At 38.2% G+C, this 15842-nt stretch carries 16 protein-coding genes; 5 read left to right on the top strand and 11 right to left on the bottom strand.

Annotation, left to right across the window (positions count from 1 at the left end; all coding sequences use genetic code 11):
• Positions 1–55 precede the first annotated feature (55 nt).
• Positions 56–2014: an ABC-F family ATP-binding cassette domain-containing protein gene (locus ACEN36_RS01840; protein WP_407125807.1), complete on the top strand. Its 1959-nt coding sequence runs from the start codon at positions 56–58 to the stop codon at positions 2012–2014.
• Positions 2015–2617: 603 nt separating this feature from the next.
• Here ACEN36_RS01840 and ACEN36_RS01835 read toward each other — a convergent pair.
• The 6 genes from ACEN36_RS01835 to tsaB form a co-directional block, all read right to left on the bottom strand.
• Positions 2618–3562 (bottom strand): nucleoside hydrolase, encoded by a 945-nt coding sequence (locus tag ACEN36_RS01835; protein ID WP_407095824.1) that lies wholly within the window; start codon positions 3560–3562, stop codon positions 2618–2620.
• Positions 3563–3609: 47 nt separating this feature from the next.
• A complete protein-coding gene (locus ACEN36_RS01830; protein WP_407125806.1) occupies positions 3610–4686 on the bottom strand; it encodes a BMP family protein in 1077 nt (358 codons plus the stop codon).
• A gap of 234 nt (positions 4687–4920) precedes the next feature.
• Complete coding sequence (gene tsaD, locus ACEN36_RS01825; protein ID WP_407125805.1) at positions 4921–5934, bottom strand: tRNA (adenosine(37)-N6)-threonylcarbamoyltransferase complex transferase subunit TsaD; 1014 nt, start codon at positions 5932–5934, stop codon at positions 4921–4923.
• A gap of 38 nt (positions 5935–5972) precedes the next feature.
• Positions 5973–6458: a ribosomal protein S18-alanine N-acetyltransferase gene (rimI, locus tag ACEN36_RS01820; RefSeq protein WP_407095821.1), complete on the bottom strand. Its 486-nt coding sequence runs from the start codon at positions 6456–6458 to the stop codon at positions 5973–5975.
• The gene (gene rimI, locus ACEN36_RS01815) at positions 6448–7056 is read right to left on the bottom strand and encodes a ribosomal protein S18-alanine N-acetyltransferase (protein ID WP_407125804.1); all 609 of its coding nucleotides are present in this window, start codon (positions 7054–7056) and stop codon (positions 6448–6450) included. Before rimI (ACEN36_RS01815) ends, rimI (ACEN36_RS01820) begins: the two co-directional genes overlap by 11 nt.
• On the bottom strand, positions 7040–7762 hold the full coding sequence (gene tsaB, locus ACEN36_RS01810; RefSeq protein WP_407125803.1) for a tRNA (adenosine(37)-N6)-threonylcarbamoyltransferase complex dimerization subunit type 1 TsaB: 723 nt from the start codon (positions 7760–7762) through the stop codon (positions 7040–7042). Before tsaB ends, rimI (ACEN36_RS01815) begins: the two co-directional genes overlap by 17 nt.
• A gap of 236 nt (positions 7763–7998) precedes the next feature.
• Here tsaB and ACEN36_RS01805 point away from each other — a divergent pair, with 236 nt between their 5' ends.
• Both ACEN36_RS01805 and ACEN36_RS01800 read left to right on the top strand, forming a co-directional pair.
• Positions 7999–8205: a CsbD family protein gene (locus tag ACEN36_RS01805; protein WP_407095818.1), complete on the top strand. Its 207-nt coding sequence runs from the start codon at positions 7999–8001 to the stop codon at positions 8203–8205.
• 146 nt (positions 8206–8351) lie between these two features.
• Entirely contained in the window at positions 8352–9101 is a 750-nt protein-coding gene (locus tag ACEN36_RS01800; protein WP_407125802.1) for an NAD-dependent epimerase/dehydratase family protein, read from the top strand.
• Positions 9102–9201: 100 nt separating this feature from the next.
• On the opposite strand, the gene ACEN36_RS01795 is transcribed toward ACEN36_RS01800, so the two are convergent.
• The 4 genes from ACEN36_RS01795 to ACEN36_RS01780 are packed head-to-tail and all read right to left on the bottom strand — an operon-like array spanning position 9202 to position 13973.
• Positions 9202–10200, bottom strand: a complete 999-nt coding sequence (locus ACEN36_RS01795; RefSeq protein ID WP_407095816.1) for a LacI family DNA-binding transcriptional regulator — start codon at positions 10198–10200, stop codon at positions 9202–9204.
• 39 nt (positions 10201–10239) lie between these two features.
• Positions 10240–11280, bottom strand: coding sequence for an aldose epimerase family protein (locus tag ACEN36_RS01790; protein ID WP_407095815.1), 1041 nt, complete (start codon positions 11278–11280; stop codon positions 10240–10242).
• Between the two features lie 25 nt (positions 11281–11305).
• Complete coding sequence (gene galT / locus ACEN36_RS01785) at positions 11306–12787, bottom strand: UDP-glucose--hexose-1-phosphate uridylyltransferase (RefSeq protein WP_407125882.1); 1482 nt, start codon at positions 12785–12787, stop codon at positions 11306–11308.
• Positions 12788–12809: 22 nt separating this feature from the next.
• Positions 12810–13973: a galactokinase gene (locus ACEN36_RS01780; protein ID WP_407102532.1), complete on the bottom strand. Its 1164-nt coding sequence runs from the start codon at positions 13971–13973 to the stop codon at positions 12810–12812.
• A 194-nt stretch (positions 13974–14167) separates the two neighbouring features.
• On the opposite strand from ACEN36_RS01780, the gene ACEN36_RS01775 reads away from it, so the two are divergent.
• On the top strand, positions 14168–14509 hold the full coding sequence (locus tag ACEN36_RS01775; protein WP_407102533.1) for a DUF6176 family protein: 342 nt from the start codon (positions 14168–14170) through the stop codon (positions 14507–14509).
• A gap of 27 nt (positions 14510–14536) precedes the next feature.
• Positions 14537–15277: a hypothetical protein gene (locus ACEN36_RS01770; RefSeq protein ID WP_407102534.1), complete on the top strand. Its 741-nt coding sequence runs from the start codon at positions 14537–14539 to the stop codon at positions 15275–15277.
• Between the two features lie 57 nt (positions 15278–15334).
• On the opposite strand, the gene ACEN36_RS01765 is transcribed toward ACEN36_RS01770, so the two are convergent.
• The gene (locus ACEN36_RS01765) at positions 15335–15820 is read right to left on the bottom strand and encodes an LURP-one-related/scramblase family protein (protein WP_407125801.1); all 486 of its coding nucleotides are present in this window, start codon (positions 15818–15820) and stop codon (positions 15335–15337) included.
• Positions 15821–15842 lie beyond the last annotated feature (22 nt).

Below are 15842 nucleotides of genomic sequence, written 5' to 3'. Positions count from 1 at the left end.
GACAGAATATGCTAAACTAAGTGAAAGAGCAGAGATAAGAAATGAGGACAACAAAATGATTCTATTACAAGCTCAACACGTTGCACGTTATTTTGGTGCAGATGTATTGTTTGAGAATATTTATTTAGAAGTACAAGAAAATTCACGTATTGCCCTTGTGGGACGAAACGGTGCCGGCAAATCAACTCTGTTAAAAATCATCGCAGATATTGAACCTCCGGATGCTGGACAAATTTCAAAAGGAAAACAAGTGACTATCGGCTACTTAGCACAAAATACTGGCCTTGACTCTACTCAATCCATTTGGGATGAAATGTTGGAAGTTTTCCAACATGTGATCCAATTAGAAAAGAAAATGCGTCATACCGAAGAAATGTTAGGGGATCCTTCTTTATTAGCCGATGAGGAACTCTATCATGAAACCTTAAAACAGTATGATCAAATGCAGCACGATTTTCGAGAGCAAAATGGTTATGGTTATGAAGCAGAGATCCGCTCTGTTTTACATGGTTTCCGCTTTTTTGAAGAGGATTATGCTAAATCCATCAATCAACTCTCAGGTGGCCAAAAAACGCGTTTAGCTTTAGCGAAATTATTGTTGCAAAAAAAAGACTTATTGATTTTAGATGAGCCTACCAACCATTTGGATATCGAAACATTAAACTGGTTAGAGAACTACCTGCAAACTTATACTGGTGCGTTGCTGATCGTTTCTCATGACCGTTATTTCTTAGATAAAGTAGTTAATGAAGTCTATGACTTAAGCCGTCAAAAAATGCACCATTATAAAGGAAATTATAGTAAATATTTAGACTTGAAAGCTGCACAACTTGAAAAAGAATGGAAAGAATTTGAGAAACAGCAAAAAGAAATTGCCAAGTTAGAAGATTTTGTAAACCGCAACTTAGTCCGCGCTTCTACTACCAAACGTGCTCAGAGCCGTCGGAAACAATTGGAAAAAATAGACCGTTTAGATAAACCTCAAGGCGAAGAAAAATCAGCTACATTCAGTTTCCACCCTGCCAAAGAAAGCGGAAATGTCGTGATGTCATTAGAAAACGGAGCTATCGGATATGACCAAACGATTTTATCTGAACCGATCAATATGGATATCCGAAAATACGATGCTATAGCTTTAGTCGGACCAAATGGTGTGGGAAAATCCACACTGCTGAAATCCTTACTCGAAGAACTCCCTCTTATGAAAGGTGAAAAGCGATACGGAACAAATGTGGAAGTTGGCTATTACGATCAAGAACAAGCTGAATTGCATTCTTCTAAATCTGTATTGGCCGAACTTTGGGATGAACACCCTACTACTCCCGAAAAAGATATCCGATCTATTTTAGGCAGCTTTTTATTTTCCGGAGAAGATGTTGAAAAAGCCGTCACCTCTTTAAGCGGTGGAGAAAAAGCTCGTTTGGCATTAGCTAAATTGTCTATGAATCAAGACAACTTCTTAATTCTGGATGAACCTACAAATCATTTAGACATAGATAGTAAAGAAGTACTTGAAAATGCGTTGATCGATTTCGACGGCACACTGCTTTTTGTTTCTCATGACCGCTATTTCATCAATCGGATTGCGTCTAAAGTAATTGAACTGTCTGCAGAAGGGAGCACAGCTTACTTAGGCGATTATGATTACTACCTAGAAAAAAAAGCTGAGCAAGAAGAATTGAAACGACTTGCAGATGAAGAAGCACAGGGAACGGAAAACAGTTCTGGGAAAGATTCCGCTTCTACCGCCCTTTCAAAAAAACGTGAAATCAATAAAGAAAATCAAAAATTGGTTCGACAGCTGACCCGTCGAATCGAAGCCATTGAACAGGAAACTTCTGAATTGGAGCCTAGTATCGAAAATTTAGAAACTGAATTGACCAAACCAGAAGTCTATGAAGATCATTTAAAAGTCCAAGAAATCAATGATAAACTTCAACTGTTGAATGAACAGTATGAAACACTCATGGAAGAATGGGAAGAAACGACGTTAACTCTTGAAGAATTAATCTAAGAAGTCCTTTAAATAAGAAGCTCGGGTTGGCTTGGTGCCCTAATAGTTAGAGTTCTTATTATACAGCTGATTGGCTGGTTTGAGTTCGGTTGAATACCGGACTCAAACCAGCCAATCTTACTTTTTATGTTCAATCTCAATTCCTCATCAAGGCGGTTTTAACCTTGATGTTCAAGCCTCTTTCTTCATCAAGACGGTTTTACTCTTGATGTTCAATCTCAATTCTTCATCAAGGCGGTTTTAACCTTGATGTTCAATCTCAATTCTTCATCAAGGCGGTTTTAACCTTGATGTTCAAGCCTCTTTCTTCATCAAGACGGTTTTACTCTTGATGTTCAATCTCAATTCTTCATCAAGGCGGTTTTAACCTTGATGTTCAAGCCTCTTTCTTCATCAAGACGGTTTTACTCTTGATGTTCAATCTCAATTCCTCATCAAGGCGGTTTTAACCTTGATGTTCAAGCCTCTTTCTTCATCAAGACAACTTTAACCTTGATGTTCAAACTCACTTCAAAATACACCCTTTACTCCGCCACAGAAAAAGCAACCCCCACAAAAAATTAGATTTCACTCTAACTTGGAGGTCGCTGCTTCTTTTTCTATCTAAATAGCTTTTAAAACATCTAATAAACTGGCTTTAAATTTGTCTCTATCTACTTCTTCACACACACGCACATTCGGTGTTTTGCCGGTAAAGTTTGAGACATCCACTAAATCGTAGCCTCTGGTCAGCTCACCATGTACTTCAATATCTACATAATACATATCAGAGCCTGTCATGATACTTTCATCTGCAGCTATAGCAACGAGTAATGTATCAGGGTGAGTAATCCCGTCTAACTTATGAATTTCTTGATCATAACGTATAACTGCACTATTTACATCCATGTAAAATTTAGATCCTGCTGTTCCTAGCGCTTGAATCTCCGTTTGGTCCTCTTTTTTCATTACGGAATGTTTTTTACACATATCCCAGCCCACCATAGTGATAGGAACACCAGAATGCATGACAATTCTGGCAGCTTCTGGATCTACATAGAAATTATACTCTGCTGCTGCCGTAATATTTCCTAACGTATTGTTTAAACCTCCCATAATATAAAGATGAGGGATGTCTTTAACAATTGTAGGATCTTTTTTGATGGCCATCGCAATATTGGTTAGAGGAGCAATCGCCAATAAAGAGATTTCGCCGGGGTTTGCTTTGACTGTATCAATAATGAAATCAACAGCGTGTTCTTTTTCAGGACGTTGTTCGGTTTTTTCAAAATAAGAATCGCCCATGCCATATTTCCCATGAATATCCTCAATCGTAATATGCTTCTCTACTCCAACTGCCATAATGGGTCTTTCATAGCCTTTGTATACCGGCACATGGTAGTCAGATTTTGCCATTTGAACTGTGTAAAGCGCATTTTCTACTTCTTGTTCAAAGTCGACATTCCCTCCAGCCACCGTTACTCCTTCAACTTTAAAGTAGTGCAGCGCTGTTAGAATAGCTATTGTATCGTCTCCAGCTGTATCTGTATCAATAATGACTCTTTTCATCGTTTCCTCCTGCAAATGTCTTCAAATTTGTACCCGTTCGCATGCCTTTATTCTGGCGCAGTCACTTCATCAGGATTTGTCGGTACAACAATGTCCCCATTGATAATTTGCTCTTTGAATTCTTCAACAGCTGTCCAGACCTCTTCGCTCAAATTGCCTCGTGTCATATAGATAGCCTCTTCTTTCAGTCCTAATTGAGTGATTTTACCTCCTGGGAAATTGCCTTCCATTGTATCATGCGCAACTGATTTGATAGCTGTTCCTAAACCTTTAATGGAAGACGTTAATGTCAAATTACCGCCATCATAGTTCCCTTCTTCTGTTTGATCACGATCACTACCGATGACCCAAATTTGCTCATCCGGGTTGGCGTTCATACGATCTCTTGCTTCAGAAAAGACACCATTACCAGCATCTCCAGCACCTTGGTAAACCACATCGATTCCGTTAGAATACATTCCTGCGGCAATTTGTCTGGCTTTTGATGTATCTGCAAAAGAGCCGACATACTCTACTTGAACTTCAACACTTGGATCCGCTGCCTGAACTCCTGCTAAAAAGCCGGCTTCAAATCGATCTAAAACTTCACTTTCTTGTCCAGCTACAAATCCGATTTTCCCTGTTTCAGTTGATAGTGCAGCAGAAACTCCTGCTAGGAATGCATTTTCTTGATCTTTAAAAAGAACTGAAGCTACATTATCAAGTCCTTCTATACTATCATCGGTAATCACAAATTGTTGCTCAGGATTGCCTGCAGCAATTTCTTTAATAGAATCTTTTAATTTAAATCCAACACCAAAAATGATATCAAAGTCATTCATGATGGCTTGATTTAAGTTGGGTATGTATTCTGAATCTTCATTAGAAGCAATGTACGCATAGTTCTCACCTTCAAGACCATTTGTTTCTTCCCCCCACTCAATCATACCTTCCCATGCAGATTGGTTAAAGGAACCATCATCAACTCCACCACTGTCAGTTACCATCACAATGGAATAATCGCTCGTTTCTATAGATTCTGTGCTGCCGTTATCTGTTGCTTCTGTTTCGTTTCCACAAGCTGCAAGCATTAATCCCGAAACTAATCCGAATGACATTATTCCTGTTACTTTTCTTTTATTCACACTCTTTACCCCCAAAGTTTTTTGTTTCGTATGATCTTTCATGGACACATCTTACAACAAAAAAATAAGCAAAGATTTAAAAACTTTACATTTCTAATCGTATTATAATTTATAGTTCGTGTTTTAAACTTAAAATAAAATAAAAAGTCATTTTTATTAATATAAATACAAAAAATCCGAAAGTTAGAATAACAAACATTTCTAACTTCCGGATGATTTATTTTTTATTGAGAATCAGCCTAACAATAGACCAGGTTTTGCATTCAACTCGTATCCTGCAAATTGATGTTTAGTCAGTTCCACAAATCCCGCAGCCCCTATCATAGCGGCATTATCTCCACATAGAGAGAGTGGCGGAATAACCAACTCTACTTCAGGAAGTTCTTCTTTCATAGCTTTCATAAGAGCTTCTCTCAAACCTTTATTAGCTGCTACACCGCCTGCTAAAAGAAGCTGTTTGACACGATATTCTTTAGCAGCTCGCAGAGTTTTTGTGACCAATACTTCGACCACACTAGCTTGGAAGCTAGCCGCTAAATCATTGTTATTCAATTCTTCCCCTTTTTGTTGAGCGTTATGCACTTTATTGATAAAAGCACTTTTCAGTCCGCTGAAACTAAAATCATAATTATCTTCTTTGATCATAGCTCTTGGAAAATTGTAAACGTCTTGGCCTTCATGGGCCATTTGATCGATAGCTTTCCCACCCGGATACGGCAGTCCTAGAACACGGCCGATTTTGTCATACGCTTCTCCGGCTGCGTCATCTCGGGTTTCGCCTACAATTTCGTAAGAACCGTCATCAGCCATATAAACCAATTCAGTATGCCCACCGCTTACTACAAGCGCCATTAGTGGGAATCTCATAGTGTGCACAAATTTATTGGCATAGATGTGACCGGCCATATGATTGACAGCGATTAAAGGTAATTTGTGTGCGTAAGCAACAGCTTTGGCAGCATTTACTCCGATCAATAAAGCACCAACTAAACCAGGTCCTTCAGTGACGGCTACTCCAGCTAGATCTTCATAGGTAACGTCAGCTTCTTCCATCGCTTCTTCAATGATCTGTGTAATCTGTTCTACATGGTGCCGGCTGGCAATCTCTGGAACAACTCCTCCAAAACGCATATGACTTTTTATTTGGGAAGCTACGATATTGGATAAAACAGTATCTCCATTTTCTACAACCGATGCGCTTGTTTCATCACAACTCGATTCAATAGCAAGAATCAATTTCTTTTCCATTTTAATTTATTTCACTCTTTCTCATTTTAGACTTTAAGTTATTTAAGGGTTAGTTGCATAATCACAGCATTTTCTTTAGATTGTGCATAATAATTCTTTCGTGTACCGATATTCATAAATCCGCTTTTTTGATACAAACCGATTGCGCTTTGATTGCTTTCACGAACTTCTAGAAAGACTTGTTCAACCTTCTCAGCAGACAGTTTTTCTAGGCAACTTCGCAGCAGCCTTAAAGCTATCCCTCGTCGCTGAAAGTTCTTCGCTACTACAAAATTAGTGATTTCAGCTTCTCCTAATAGGCTGTGGTAGCCTACAAAACCGACACATTCTTTATCAGATAAGACCATTCCATAATAAGCATGAGCTGTTTTTAAATCCTCTGCAAACCCACTGACACTCCAAGGTGAGCCTGTGCTGTAATTTTCATTTGCCAGTTCGAATAACTTGTTGGGAGGGGGGATATCTGTTGGTTCAAAAGATAGATGTACATCTCCAAACCTTGATAAATCTTGATTATCTTTCAAGGCTGGCTACCTCGCTTTTTACAAGTTGTTTGCTCATTTCAAGAGCATCTTCATGATCGTTTGAATAATAGAATTTTTTGACTTTTCCTTCTGAAAATCCCAATTGGTGATACAAACATTGTGCTTTTTCATTGGATACACGCACTTCTAAACTGAGAACTTCCATGCCTTCTGCCGCGGATATACGCTCTAATTCCTGTATCATCCATGTAGCGATTCCTTTTCGTTGAAATTCTGGAACAACTGCTACATTGGTGATATGAGCTTCTTTTTCCACTAACCAAGCACCAATAAAGGCTACTGGTTTTGAAATTTGGCGAATCACAATATACAATGCATTTGTATTTCGCTTTAATTCGTGGTGCAGTGCAGAAGCGTTCCAAGGCGTCTCTCCATTGTAACAAGCGGTCTGGATAGCCAATAAGGTTTCTACATCCCGGTCCTCCCCAATCGCTGTTTCAAACATTGCTCCATCACCCAAGATAAGATGAGACTGACTAAGCTGAACTCGATGGGAAACTTTCGTTTTAGGTATCGTTTCTGAAATAGACACTGTACTTACTCCACTGGTTAACCAATCTCTAAATTTTTTCAACATAGTTATCCTCCACTAAATCAGGATGTGCAGCACGCCAATTTTCTTCAGCTTCAGCTAATTTCAAGTAATCGGGAGTAAAAGTATGAACCTCCTCAACTTCACTAGATAAGCTTAATATTCCCAGCACACTAGCTTTTGGTACTTGTTGTTGCGGTGATGCAATACTGACACGTCCCATTAACTGTTTTTCAAATGTTTCCAAGTGTTTACTATAGTCTTCGCCTACTAAAATAAATTGACCTTCTTTGCGGCTCAAGTATTCAGCCCATTTATCGGCTGAGATATGAGTGTCAGGCTCTGCCTCGACCAGGACACCTTTTTGATACTGATACAATCCCGTATAAATATTGCCTCTTCTGGCATCCATGACAGGAACAATATACTGATCAGTAAAGCTTACATTTGCAGCGAGGACTTTCAAACTAGAAATACCTGTTAATTCTTTGTTCAATGTCCAAGCTAATGTTTTTGCAGTTGTTACTCCAATTCGTAAGCCAGTATAAGAGCCTGGGCCTTTAGCCACCGCAACTCGATCGATTTCTTGTATCTCCAAACTCAGTTCTTTCATTAATGCGTCAATAGCAGGCATCAAACGTTCACTGTGGTTTCTTTTTAAATTGGTTGTCAATTCGCCAATTAATGTTTCGTTTTCCATTACTGCAATACTCATTGCTTGATTAGAAGTGTCTATGGCCAATAATTTCATGCACTATTTTCCTCATTTCCGTAATCTCTATGCCATTATTTTAGCATAAAAACGCGGGAATATTAAGCAACTACGTACTTTCTGTCTTTTGCAACCATAGTTTTATCCTGTAAGGCTTTTTATTTGCCTTTCTGCCTCTCAAGCGATAATATTTTGGTATAAGATAGTTCATGCATTCAGATCCAACAATTGGTTTAACCTATTTTTATAAAATTTACTAAGAGGAGGAAATAAGAATGGCAGACAAAAAGGAAAGCTGGAAAGATAAAGCAGAAGGACTAAAAGATAAAGCAGTAGGTGGCGCAAAAGACACTTACGGCGATATGACAGATGATAAGTCCAAACAAGTCGAAGGAAAAGCACAAAAAGCTAAAGGCGACGTAGAGAAAAAAGTCGGCGAATTTAAAGATGATATGGATCATAAAAAAAACGACAACCACTAAGATGAATTCTTTTATTGTCACAGAATAATAAATAAAAGAATGACATTTGATGGGTATTCAAAAAAAGGCAAGACCATAAGAAATTTTGGTCTGCCTTTTTTAGATAACTTTTCTTGAATATTATTTCAATTTCGGGAGGAACGACTATGGCAAAAATTTTAATCACAGGTGCTACTGGAAGTATCGGAAAAAATCTAGCTGAACATTTACATCCGAATCATGAATTAGTGTTAGTAAACCGATCCTTTGATGATAAGGAAAAAGAATTGTTCAAAGAAATGGAAATCAAAGAATTAGATTTGGTAGAACAAAACAGTTGGGATGGTCTGTTAGAGGGTATTGATTATGTGATTCAATTGGCCGGACAAGCAGATGCAACTGCTGGTTTTTATGATAGTTTATTGGACTTGAATTATAAACTTCCATACAACTTATTTGATGCAGCAGCGAAAAGTTCGTCATTAAAACGTGTCATCTATGCAAGTTCTATTCATGCTTCAGATGCTTATCCTTCCAATGTACAAGTAAAAATCTCTGATATCCCTCGTCCTAGCGACTTGTATGGTGTATCAAAAGTTTATATCGAAGCTCTAGCTTCTTATTTTGCTTTTGAACAAGGCGTGGAATCAATTGGTTTACGGATTGGAGACTATAAAGAAGACGACAGCGAATTTGACGCAAATACAGATGTCAGCGGGTTAGCTATGTACTTATCCAATCGTGACATGTGTCACTTAATGGATTGCTGCTTGAAAGCTGAACTTAAAGAACCGGCATTAGTAGTGAATGGTCTATCCAACAATACATTCCCGCGCTTAGATATCGATCAAGCAAGAATCGCAATAGGTTATGAACCTCAAGATGATGCTTTTAAAAAAGCAGGGTTGGTTAAGTAATTTTAAGGAACTTATAGCCCGAAGAAGCAGTCACTCAAAGTTTATTATCTGTATACAATAAAAGAGAGTCTAATTAGGCTCTCTTTATTGCATGCAACAATTATTTTTGTGAACTTTCTCGCACCATCAATTCCGTTGTCAGAGTAATTTTTTTAGCGACTGTTCGCTCTGTAGTCATCCGATCTATCAGAAGTTCAAACGCTGTTTCTCCCATCAGTTCTGTTTCAACTCTTACCGTGCTTAATGTGGGAAAGACATATTTCGCTACACTTGCATCGTTAAAGCCGATAATACATACATCATCTGGAACTGACACGCTATTTTCCTGCAGAGTTCTTAAGCTACCTATAGCTAATGCATCATTAGCTACAAAAAAAGCCGTTGGAAAGTCATCACCTAGAAAATCGATTGCTTGCTGCATCGTTTTTTCCCCCTCACTGACATGATAAGAATCAGCCACAAAAAAGTACTTTTCATTATACAAGGCTTGTTTATCGAGCAACTGTGCGAAAATCATTTGTCGTTTATCAGCAACTACAGCCGATTGATCTGCATAACTTTCTTGTCCTCCGATAAAACCGATTTTCTGATGTTCATGATCTATTAAATAATCCACAACTTCTGAAACTGCCTGCTCAAAATCTACTTCGACAGAATCTAATTTACGAGACAGCTGATTTGAATCTACAAAACAAATATTTTTTGTCCATTTACTCAGCTTGTTGATTTCTTGCTCACTGAATTTTCCAATAGCTATGATCCCCGATACCTCTGAAGTTATCTCAGACTTTGAATCTTGAAACAGCCGAACGATTTCATACCCTTCTTCTGCTGCTTTTTTCTCCACCCCTAAGCGGATCGATAAATAATACAAATCATTGAGTTCTTCTTTTTCTGTATACCATTGTACAATGGCAATTTTCCCTTGTTTCAGCTTTTTCTTCTTTTGGAATTTAGAATAATTCAAATTTTCTGCTGTCTCAAAAATGCGTTTTTTAGTATCATCGCTGACGGAAAGACTCTCATCATAATTCAATACACGTGAAACTGTTGCGCTGGATACACCAGCTTTTTCAGCGATTTCTTTAATCGTCGCCATTTTATCACCACTTTTCTGACTTTATTCTAAGTCCTCTTTTTATTCAAATTGATAAATGGTTTCGGATCGGAATGGTTCACCTGGATACAAGATGACATCCCCGAAATTTTCTTGATTGATCGCGTCCGGCATAGCTTGTGTTTCCATCGCTACTCCTGCATATGGCTGAACTGTTTTTCCATCGATTCGGTAATCACCGCTGACCCCATTGTGAGTAAAAATAACTACCGCATCACAATCCGTTGTAACAACAACTTTTCTGCCACTTTCAGGATCATATAATACAGCATCTGGTTGAGAGCCTCTATGCGATAAGAAAAATGGATGGTCAAATCCCTCGTTGCTTTCTAATTGAGGGTGTTCGCTGTCGATTCCTCTACTCAACGGTGCAGCTTCTCTCAAATCAAAATCAGTATCATTAACAGGCAGCATTTTCCCTGTTGGAATTCCATCCTCTTTCAATTCTCCTACTAAGTCACTATTGATTTGCAGTTCATGATCACGAATGGTTTTAGTATGGTCGCCCGTCAAATTAAAGTACACATGATTGGTAGGATTGAATAAAGTAGGCTCATCCGTTTCAGCTTCATAAGTGATTTTCCATTCATTGGCTTCGGACAACGTGTACGTTACTGTAACAGTAACATTGCCTGGATATCCATTTTCTCCAGCTGGACTAAAATACTTAAAGATCAAATGTGCAGCAGCTTCCTCTTCTTCTATAGAAACTTCCCAAAGGTGAGACTCAAATGCAGGGTTTCCTCCGTGATGATGGTTCTCTCCTTCATTTACTTGCAATTGATATTTTTTGCCTTCAATAGAAAATTCCCCTTTTGCAATTCTTCCTGCCACGCGCCCTACTAGTGCACCATAGAAAGGCCGATAAGTTAAATAATCTTCCACATTATCGAAACCTAATGTGATATTGGCTAGAGCTCCACGTTTGTCTGGTGTTTTGATTGAAGTCACTACTCCTCCTAAGTTCAAAGCAGACAAGGACACACCCTGACTATTTGTGAGCGTGTACTCATAAACCGTTTCTCCTGACAAGTCTCCAAAAAATTTCTTCTCAAATTCCATTTTATTTCACTCCCCACTGTGCAATTTAAAGTGTCTCTACAAATCTTTTAAAGGCTTCTTTACCATCGTCTGTTGCTTTATACACACCTGCATCTTCCAACACCCGTAAAAATACAGAGCCCACACCCTCTTGAATCACTTTTCCAACCGTTTCCTTCGTGATGTGTTGAGTTGCTTTTAACTCATCCGCCCATTCTTTATGGTAATCTGCGATTGTGTTGGGTTGATCCAGTAAATACTGCTCCACTTCTTTTAATTCCGTTTCTAGTCGAGGCGGCAAAATTGCTAGACCCATGACTTCTATCAAACCAATATTTTCTTTTTTGATGTGCTGCACATCAGGATGCGGATGAAAGATTCCATACGGAAACTCTGCTGATGTTCGATTGTTGCGTAGTACTAAATCCAATTCAAATACGCCGTTTTTTTGACGAGCTATAGGGGTAATAGCATTATGGGGTTCTTCTCCAGAGTATGCTCTAATTTCTGCTGATTCATCGCTGTACTGTTCCCATTTCCCCAGAATATAACTGCCCGCTTCAACTAATGCTTCAGGTTGTTTGCTTTTCAGACGAATAACAGACATCGGCCATTTTACAATTCCACATGTTACTTCAGGATACTGATCTAAAGAAAAAGGTACATTCGTTTCTGCTTTTTCCATTGGAAATGTGTGCCGACCTCCTTGATAATGATCATGTGTTAAAATCGATCCGCCAACGATTGGCAATCCAGCATTCGATCCTACGAAATAATGCGGCAAAGTTTCTACAATGTTCAACAGGTTTCGATAAGCCTCCCCGTTTACATTCATTGGGCGATGTTCTTCAGATAAGAATATAGCGTGCTCATTGTAATAAGAATAAGGAGAGTACTGGAAGCCCCATGTTTCATGATTGACAGACATGCGGACTAAGCGGTGGTTGGCTCTTCCTGGATGTGTTGCATGTCCTTCATATCCTTCATTTTCCATACACAATAAACATGCTGGATAACTGGAACTGACTGCGTTTTTAGCTAAAGCGATCTCTTTTGAATCCTTTTCGGGTTTGGAAAGATTGATGGTGATTTCCAGATCGCCATACTCTGTTTCTTTCAAAAAATGGATATTTTTGGCAATACTTCTTGTTTTGATATAATTGTTTGATTGGCTTAATCCATAAAAGTAATCCGTAGCTTCTTTAGGGCTGTTTTCATACAAACTCCAGAAATCATCGTTTACTTTTGAAGGCAATGGTGTCACTAAATCCATTATTTCTGCTTCCAATACGTCTCTATGGGATGGGCTATCTTCGATTCTTCCAGTTGTTGCCGCATAATTGACCAGTTCATCCAATACTTCTAAAACAGATGGCAGCGGTGTGCTGTGGACAATAGAAGGTTCAAAGTCTATTTTATGCAATAAAGCCAACAATTGATTCGTTTTGTATACACGATCTACTTTAGCCATTTTTTGTTTCCGTATCCCAATTTCAATAAAATCGATTATAGCTTGATCAATCACTATTTTGCTCCTTTTCGAGTCATTTTTATCGTACTTTAGCTCCATCACTGATTTCCGCAATGTAAAATTCAGCTGCATAGCCGATATTACTTTCATATTCAGCTCCAACCTGTTGGATAAACGTTTCAGTACTGTCTTTTTGAACGATGGCAATAGCACAGCCGCCAAATCCAGCTCCTGTCATACGTGCTCCGATCACTCCAGGCTGTTCCCAAGCACTATGTACCAAGGTATCTAACTCTATACCAGTCACTTCGTAATCTTCTTGAGTAGATAAGTGGGATTCATTCATTAATTTGCCAAAAGTAATCAAATCTCCTGCTTTCAACGCTTCCGTAGCTTTTAGCGTCCGTTGGTTTTCGTACACAGCATGTTTCGCGCGTCTCGACAAAACTTCGCTGGAGATAACTTGCTTATTGGCTTCAAAAGTGGCTTCATCCAGGTCACCCAATGATTGAATAGCCAACACCGTTTGCAACTCGCTTAAAGCTTGTTCGCATTCGCTTCGACGTTCATTGTATTTTGAATCAGCCAGCTCACGTCTTTTCTTTGAATTCATGATCACGATGACATGATCAGTCAATTCAACAGGCACCATTTCATACTCTAAAGTATTTGTATCCAATAAAATAGCTCTATTCTTTTGACCCATCCCCACGGCAAATTGATCCATGATTCCTGAGTTGACCCCAATAAATTCATTTTCTACTTTTTTCCCAATTTGAATCAACTCTAACCGTTCGACCTTCAAATCAAACAATTCCTCTAATACTACTCCCATCAATAATTCGATAGATGCTGAAGAAGATAAGCCTGCACCATTAGGAATCGTTCCACAAATGACCATTTCTAAACCAGTAGAAATAGCATGTCCTGATTCTTTCAAGAACTTGATGACACCTTTAGGATAGTTCGCCCAGTTATCTTCTTTTTTATAGCTCAATTCACTCAAATCAAATGAAATAACTCCTGCTTCTGGAAAATTTTCAGAATACAACTTTACTGTGGTATCTTCCCGTTTACTAGCTATGCCGTAAGTCCCCAAAGTAATAGCACAGGGAAAAACGTTCCCTCCATTGTAATCTGTATGCTCCCCTATCAAATTAATTCTTCCTGGTGCGAAAAAAGAATGGATTTCTTTCTTTCCATATAATTGTTCGAATGTTTCTGTTAACTGATCTAATTGCATGTGTTTGACTGCCTCCTTTTATTAAAAACGCTTTCAAGTTCTCTTTGATTCTATTTTATTCCATCTAGTAAACAAATTCAAGTAAAGTTTACTAAATATTTTATCTTTCTAAAATCCTTATCCATTATGGCTGTTTTTTGCTATACTTAACTTAATTATTCTTTAAGGAGAGGACTACAACGGGACCGTTACATGTGGAATTAGAACGTTTTAGAGTAAAATCCGGAAAAGAAGACACTGCTCGAGAATGGATGCTTTTTTTAAACCATCATTTAGCTGAAGTCATCGAAACTCTGCCCGGTGAAAAAATGTATGTAGAGTCAATATTTGAAGAAATTATCGAAGGAACAATGTATTTATACTGGGTTTCTTATCAAGGAATGTCTCCTAATGAAGTGGAATTTTCTACTGCTGATGTCGATAAAAAACACTTGGAATATTGGAAGGAATGTATTGAGCCTGCGTATGGAGAACATCTACTGAAAACAAACGTGGTAATGATCCAAGATAAAATCAAAAAAGAAATGTACGATTAATTGACTTTTAAGGAAAGGATTGTATTTATGAAACAGATTTTTGCTTTTGAAGATTTAACTCAAGTAGAACCCCATAGAAAAATCATCCAGTCGATGTTCCAACAACTTCAACCGTATGAAGTGTATCTCCAACAATCATTCGCTTTAAAAGAAAGTCCTAAAGCTATCGTTTGGACATCCACTGAATTAGCTACAACTATTTTTTCTACGATTCCGATTCCAGCCTATACGAGAAAAGACGTTATTTACATGTCACCCGTTATGGAGGATTGGAAAACTATTTTCTATGAGCAATTGGATGGACGTGATTTGCCGGTCATCAAAAATTATTATGAACGGAATATGGAAAGCCAAATGATGGAGATTTTAGCACATGAATTGACTCATCACAGCGATTTGTTCTTAGAAGGATTTGATGACGGAAACTGGGAAAAAGATATTTGGTTCGAAGAAGGAATGTGTTTTTATTTGCCACGGAAGTTTTTGTTAACTGAGGAAGAATTTGATGAGATCAGTACTGTCGAACGAACTTTAGTCAAAGAATTCAAAGAAAAATATGGGCACCATTCTTTGAGTGAATTCGGCAATAGTACTTATAAAGGCAACATGACCAGTATCATGTATGATTATTGGAGGAGTTTTTTAGCGGTGAAAGAATTAGTGGATAGAGCAGAAGGCGATGTGATGCAGGTGTTTGCTCAATACCATGAATGGCACCACACAGGTAAAAAGGGCTCACTTACAGCATATTTCCAATTAGATATCTAGTCTTTTTTCAAAAGATCATAAAAATCCCCGCCAGAAATTAGTTGGCGAGGATTTTTTCTATTCATCTTCTTTTTCTTCAGCATCTGCTTGCAAGCTCCAAATAGCCACTACAACAGCTAAAGCCACCACAGAATCTTGTTCTTCTTCCACTTCTAGTACATACGATTCACCGACTGAGAACCATTTTTTCTTCAATTCGGCTACTGTCCGTAAACGTTCTTTGATCTTGTACTCATTGTCTTCCACGTTGCCTTTGATCTTCCAGTTGAGTTTATCAATATCATAATCCGAAGCAACCAGATTGTTTTCTTTTTTGACGACAGCTACATTGGTATCTAATTGACTGATTGCGTATTTCGCTGAAAAACCGAACTTCTTTTCTTCAATAGAAGCTACTTCTTCATTCTGCTGATCATAGATATGTACCTTTCGTCCAAATGACAACCATTCGCTTTTGATTTCGTAAATGGGCTCATCTTTTTCATTTCGTACAATCAAACTATCTCTTAAAGAAAAACGTTTTGCTCGAATGTATAATTTCATAACAACCCTACTTTCAGTAAAA

The organism is Desemzia sp. FAM 23989 (genome assembly GCF_045528345.1).
In the GTDB taxonomy this organism is placed as follows: Bacteria; Bacillota; Bacilli; order Lactobacillales; family Carnobacteriaceae; genus Desemzia.
The sequence above is the reverse complement of the archived record's forward strand: the minus strand, read 5'-3'. Positions and strand labels throughout refer to the sequence as shown.

Excerpts from the sequence above, each read along its gene's own strand:
- ACEN36_RS01840 (WP_407125807.1), top strand. The coding sequence starts at position 56 with ATGATTCTATTACAAGCTCAACACGTTGCACGTTATTTTGGTGCAGAT.
- ACEN36_RS01835 (WP_407095824.1), bottom strand. The coding sequence starts at position 3,562 with ATGAAAAGAGTCATTATTGATACAGATACAGCTGGAGACGATACAATA.
- tsaD (WP_407125805.1), bottom strand. The coding sequence starts at position 5,934 with ATGGAAAAGAAATTGATTCTTGCTATTGAATCGAGTTGTGATGAAACA.
- rimI (WP_407125804.1), bottom strand. The coding sequence starts at position 7,056 with ATGTTGAAAAAATTTAGAGATTGGTTAACCAGTGGAGTAAGTACAGTG.
- tsaB (WP_407125803.1), bottom strand. The coding sequence starts at position 7,762 with ATGAAATTATTGGCCATAGACACTTCTAATCAAGCAATGAGTATTGCA.
- ACEN36_RS01805 (WP_407095818.1), top strand. The coding sequence starts at position 7,999 with ATGGCAGACAAAAAGGAAAGCTGGAAAGATAAAGCAGAAGGACTAAAA.
- ACEN36_RS01800 (WP_407125802.1), top strand. The coding sequence starts at position 8,352 with ATGGCAAAAATTTTAATCACAGGTGCTACTGGAAGTATCGGAAAAAAT.
- ACEN36_RS01795 (WP_407095816.1), bottom strand. The coding sequence starts at position 10,200 with ATGGCGACGATTAAAGAAATCGCTGAAAAAGCTGGTGTATCCAGCGCA.
- ACEN36_RS01790 (WP_407095815.1), bottom strand. The coding sequence starts at position 11,280 with ATGGAATTTGAGAAGAAATTTTTTGGAGACTTGTCAGGAGAAACGGTT.
- ACEN36_RS01780 (WP_407102532.1), bottom strand. The coding sequence starts at position 13,973 with ATGCAATTAGATCAGTTAACAGAAACATTCGAACAATTATATGGAAAG.
- ACEN36_RS01770 (WP_407102534.1), top strand. The coding sequence starts at position 14,537 with ATGAAACAGATTTTTGCTTTTGAAGATTTAACTCAAGTAGAACCCCAT.
- ACEN36_RS01765 (WP_407125801.1), bottom strand. The coding sequence starts at position 15,820 with ATGAAATTATACATTCGAGCAAAACGTTTTTCTTTAAGAGATAGTTTG.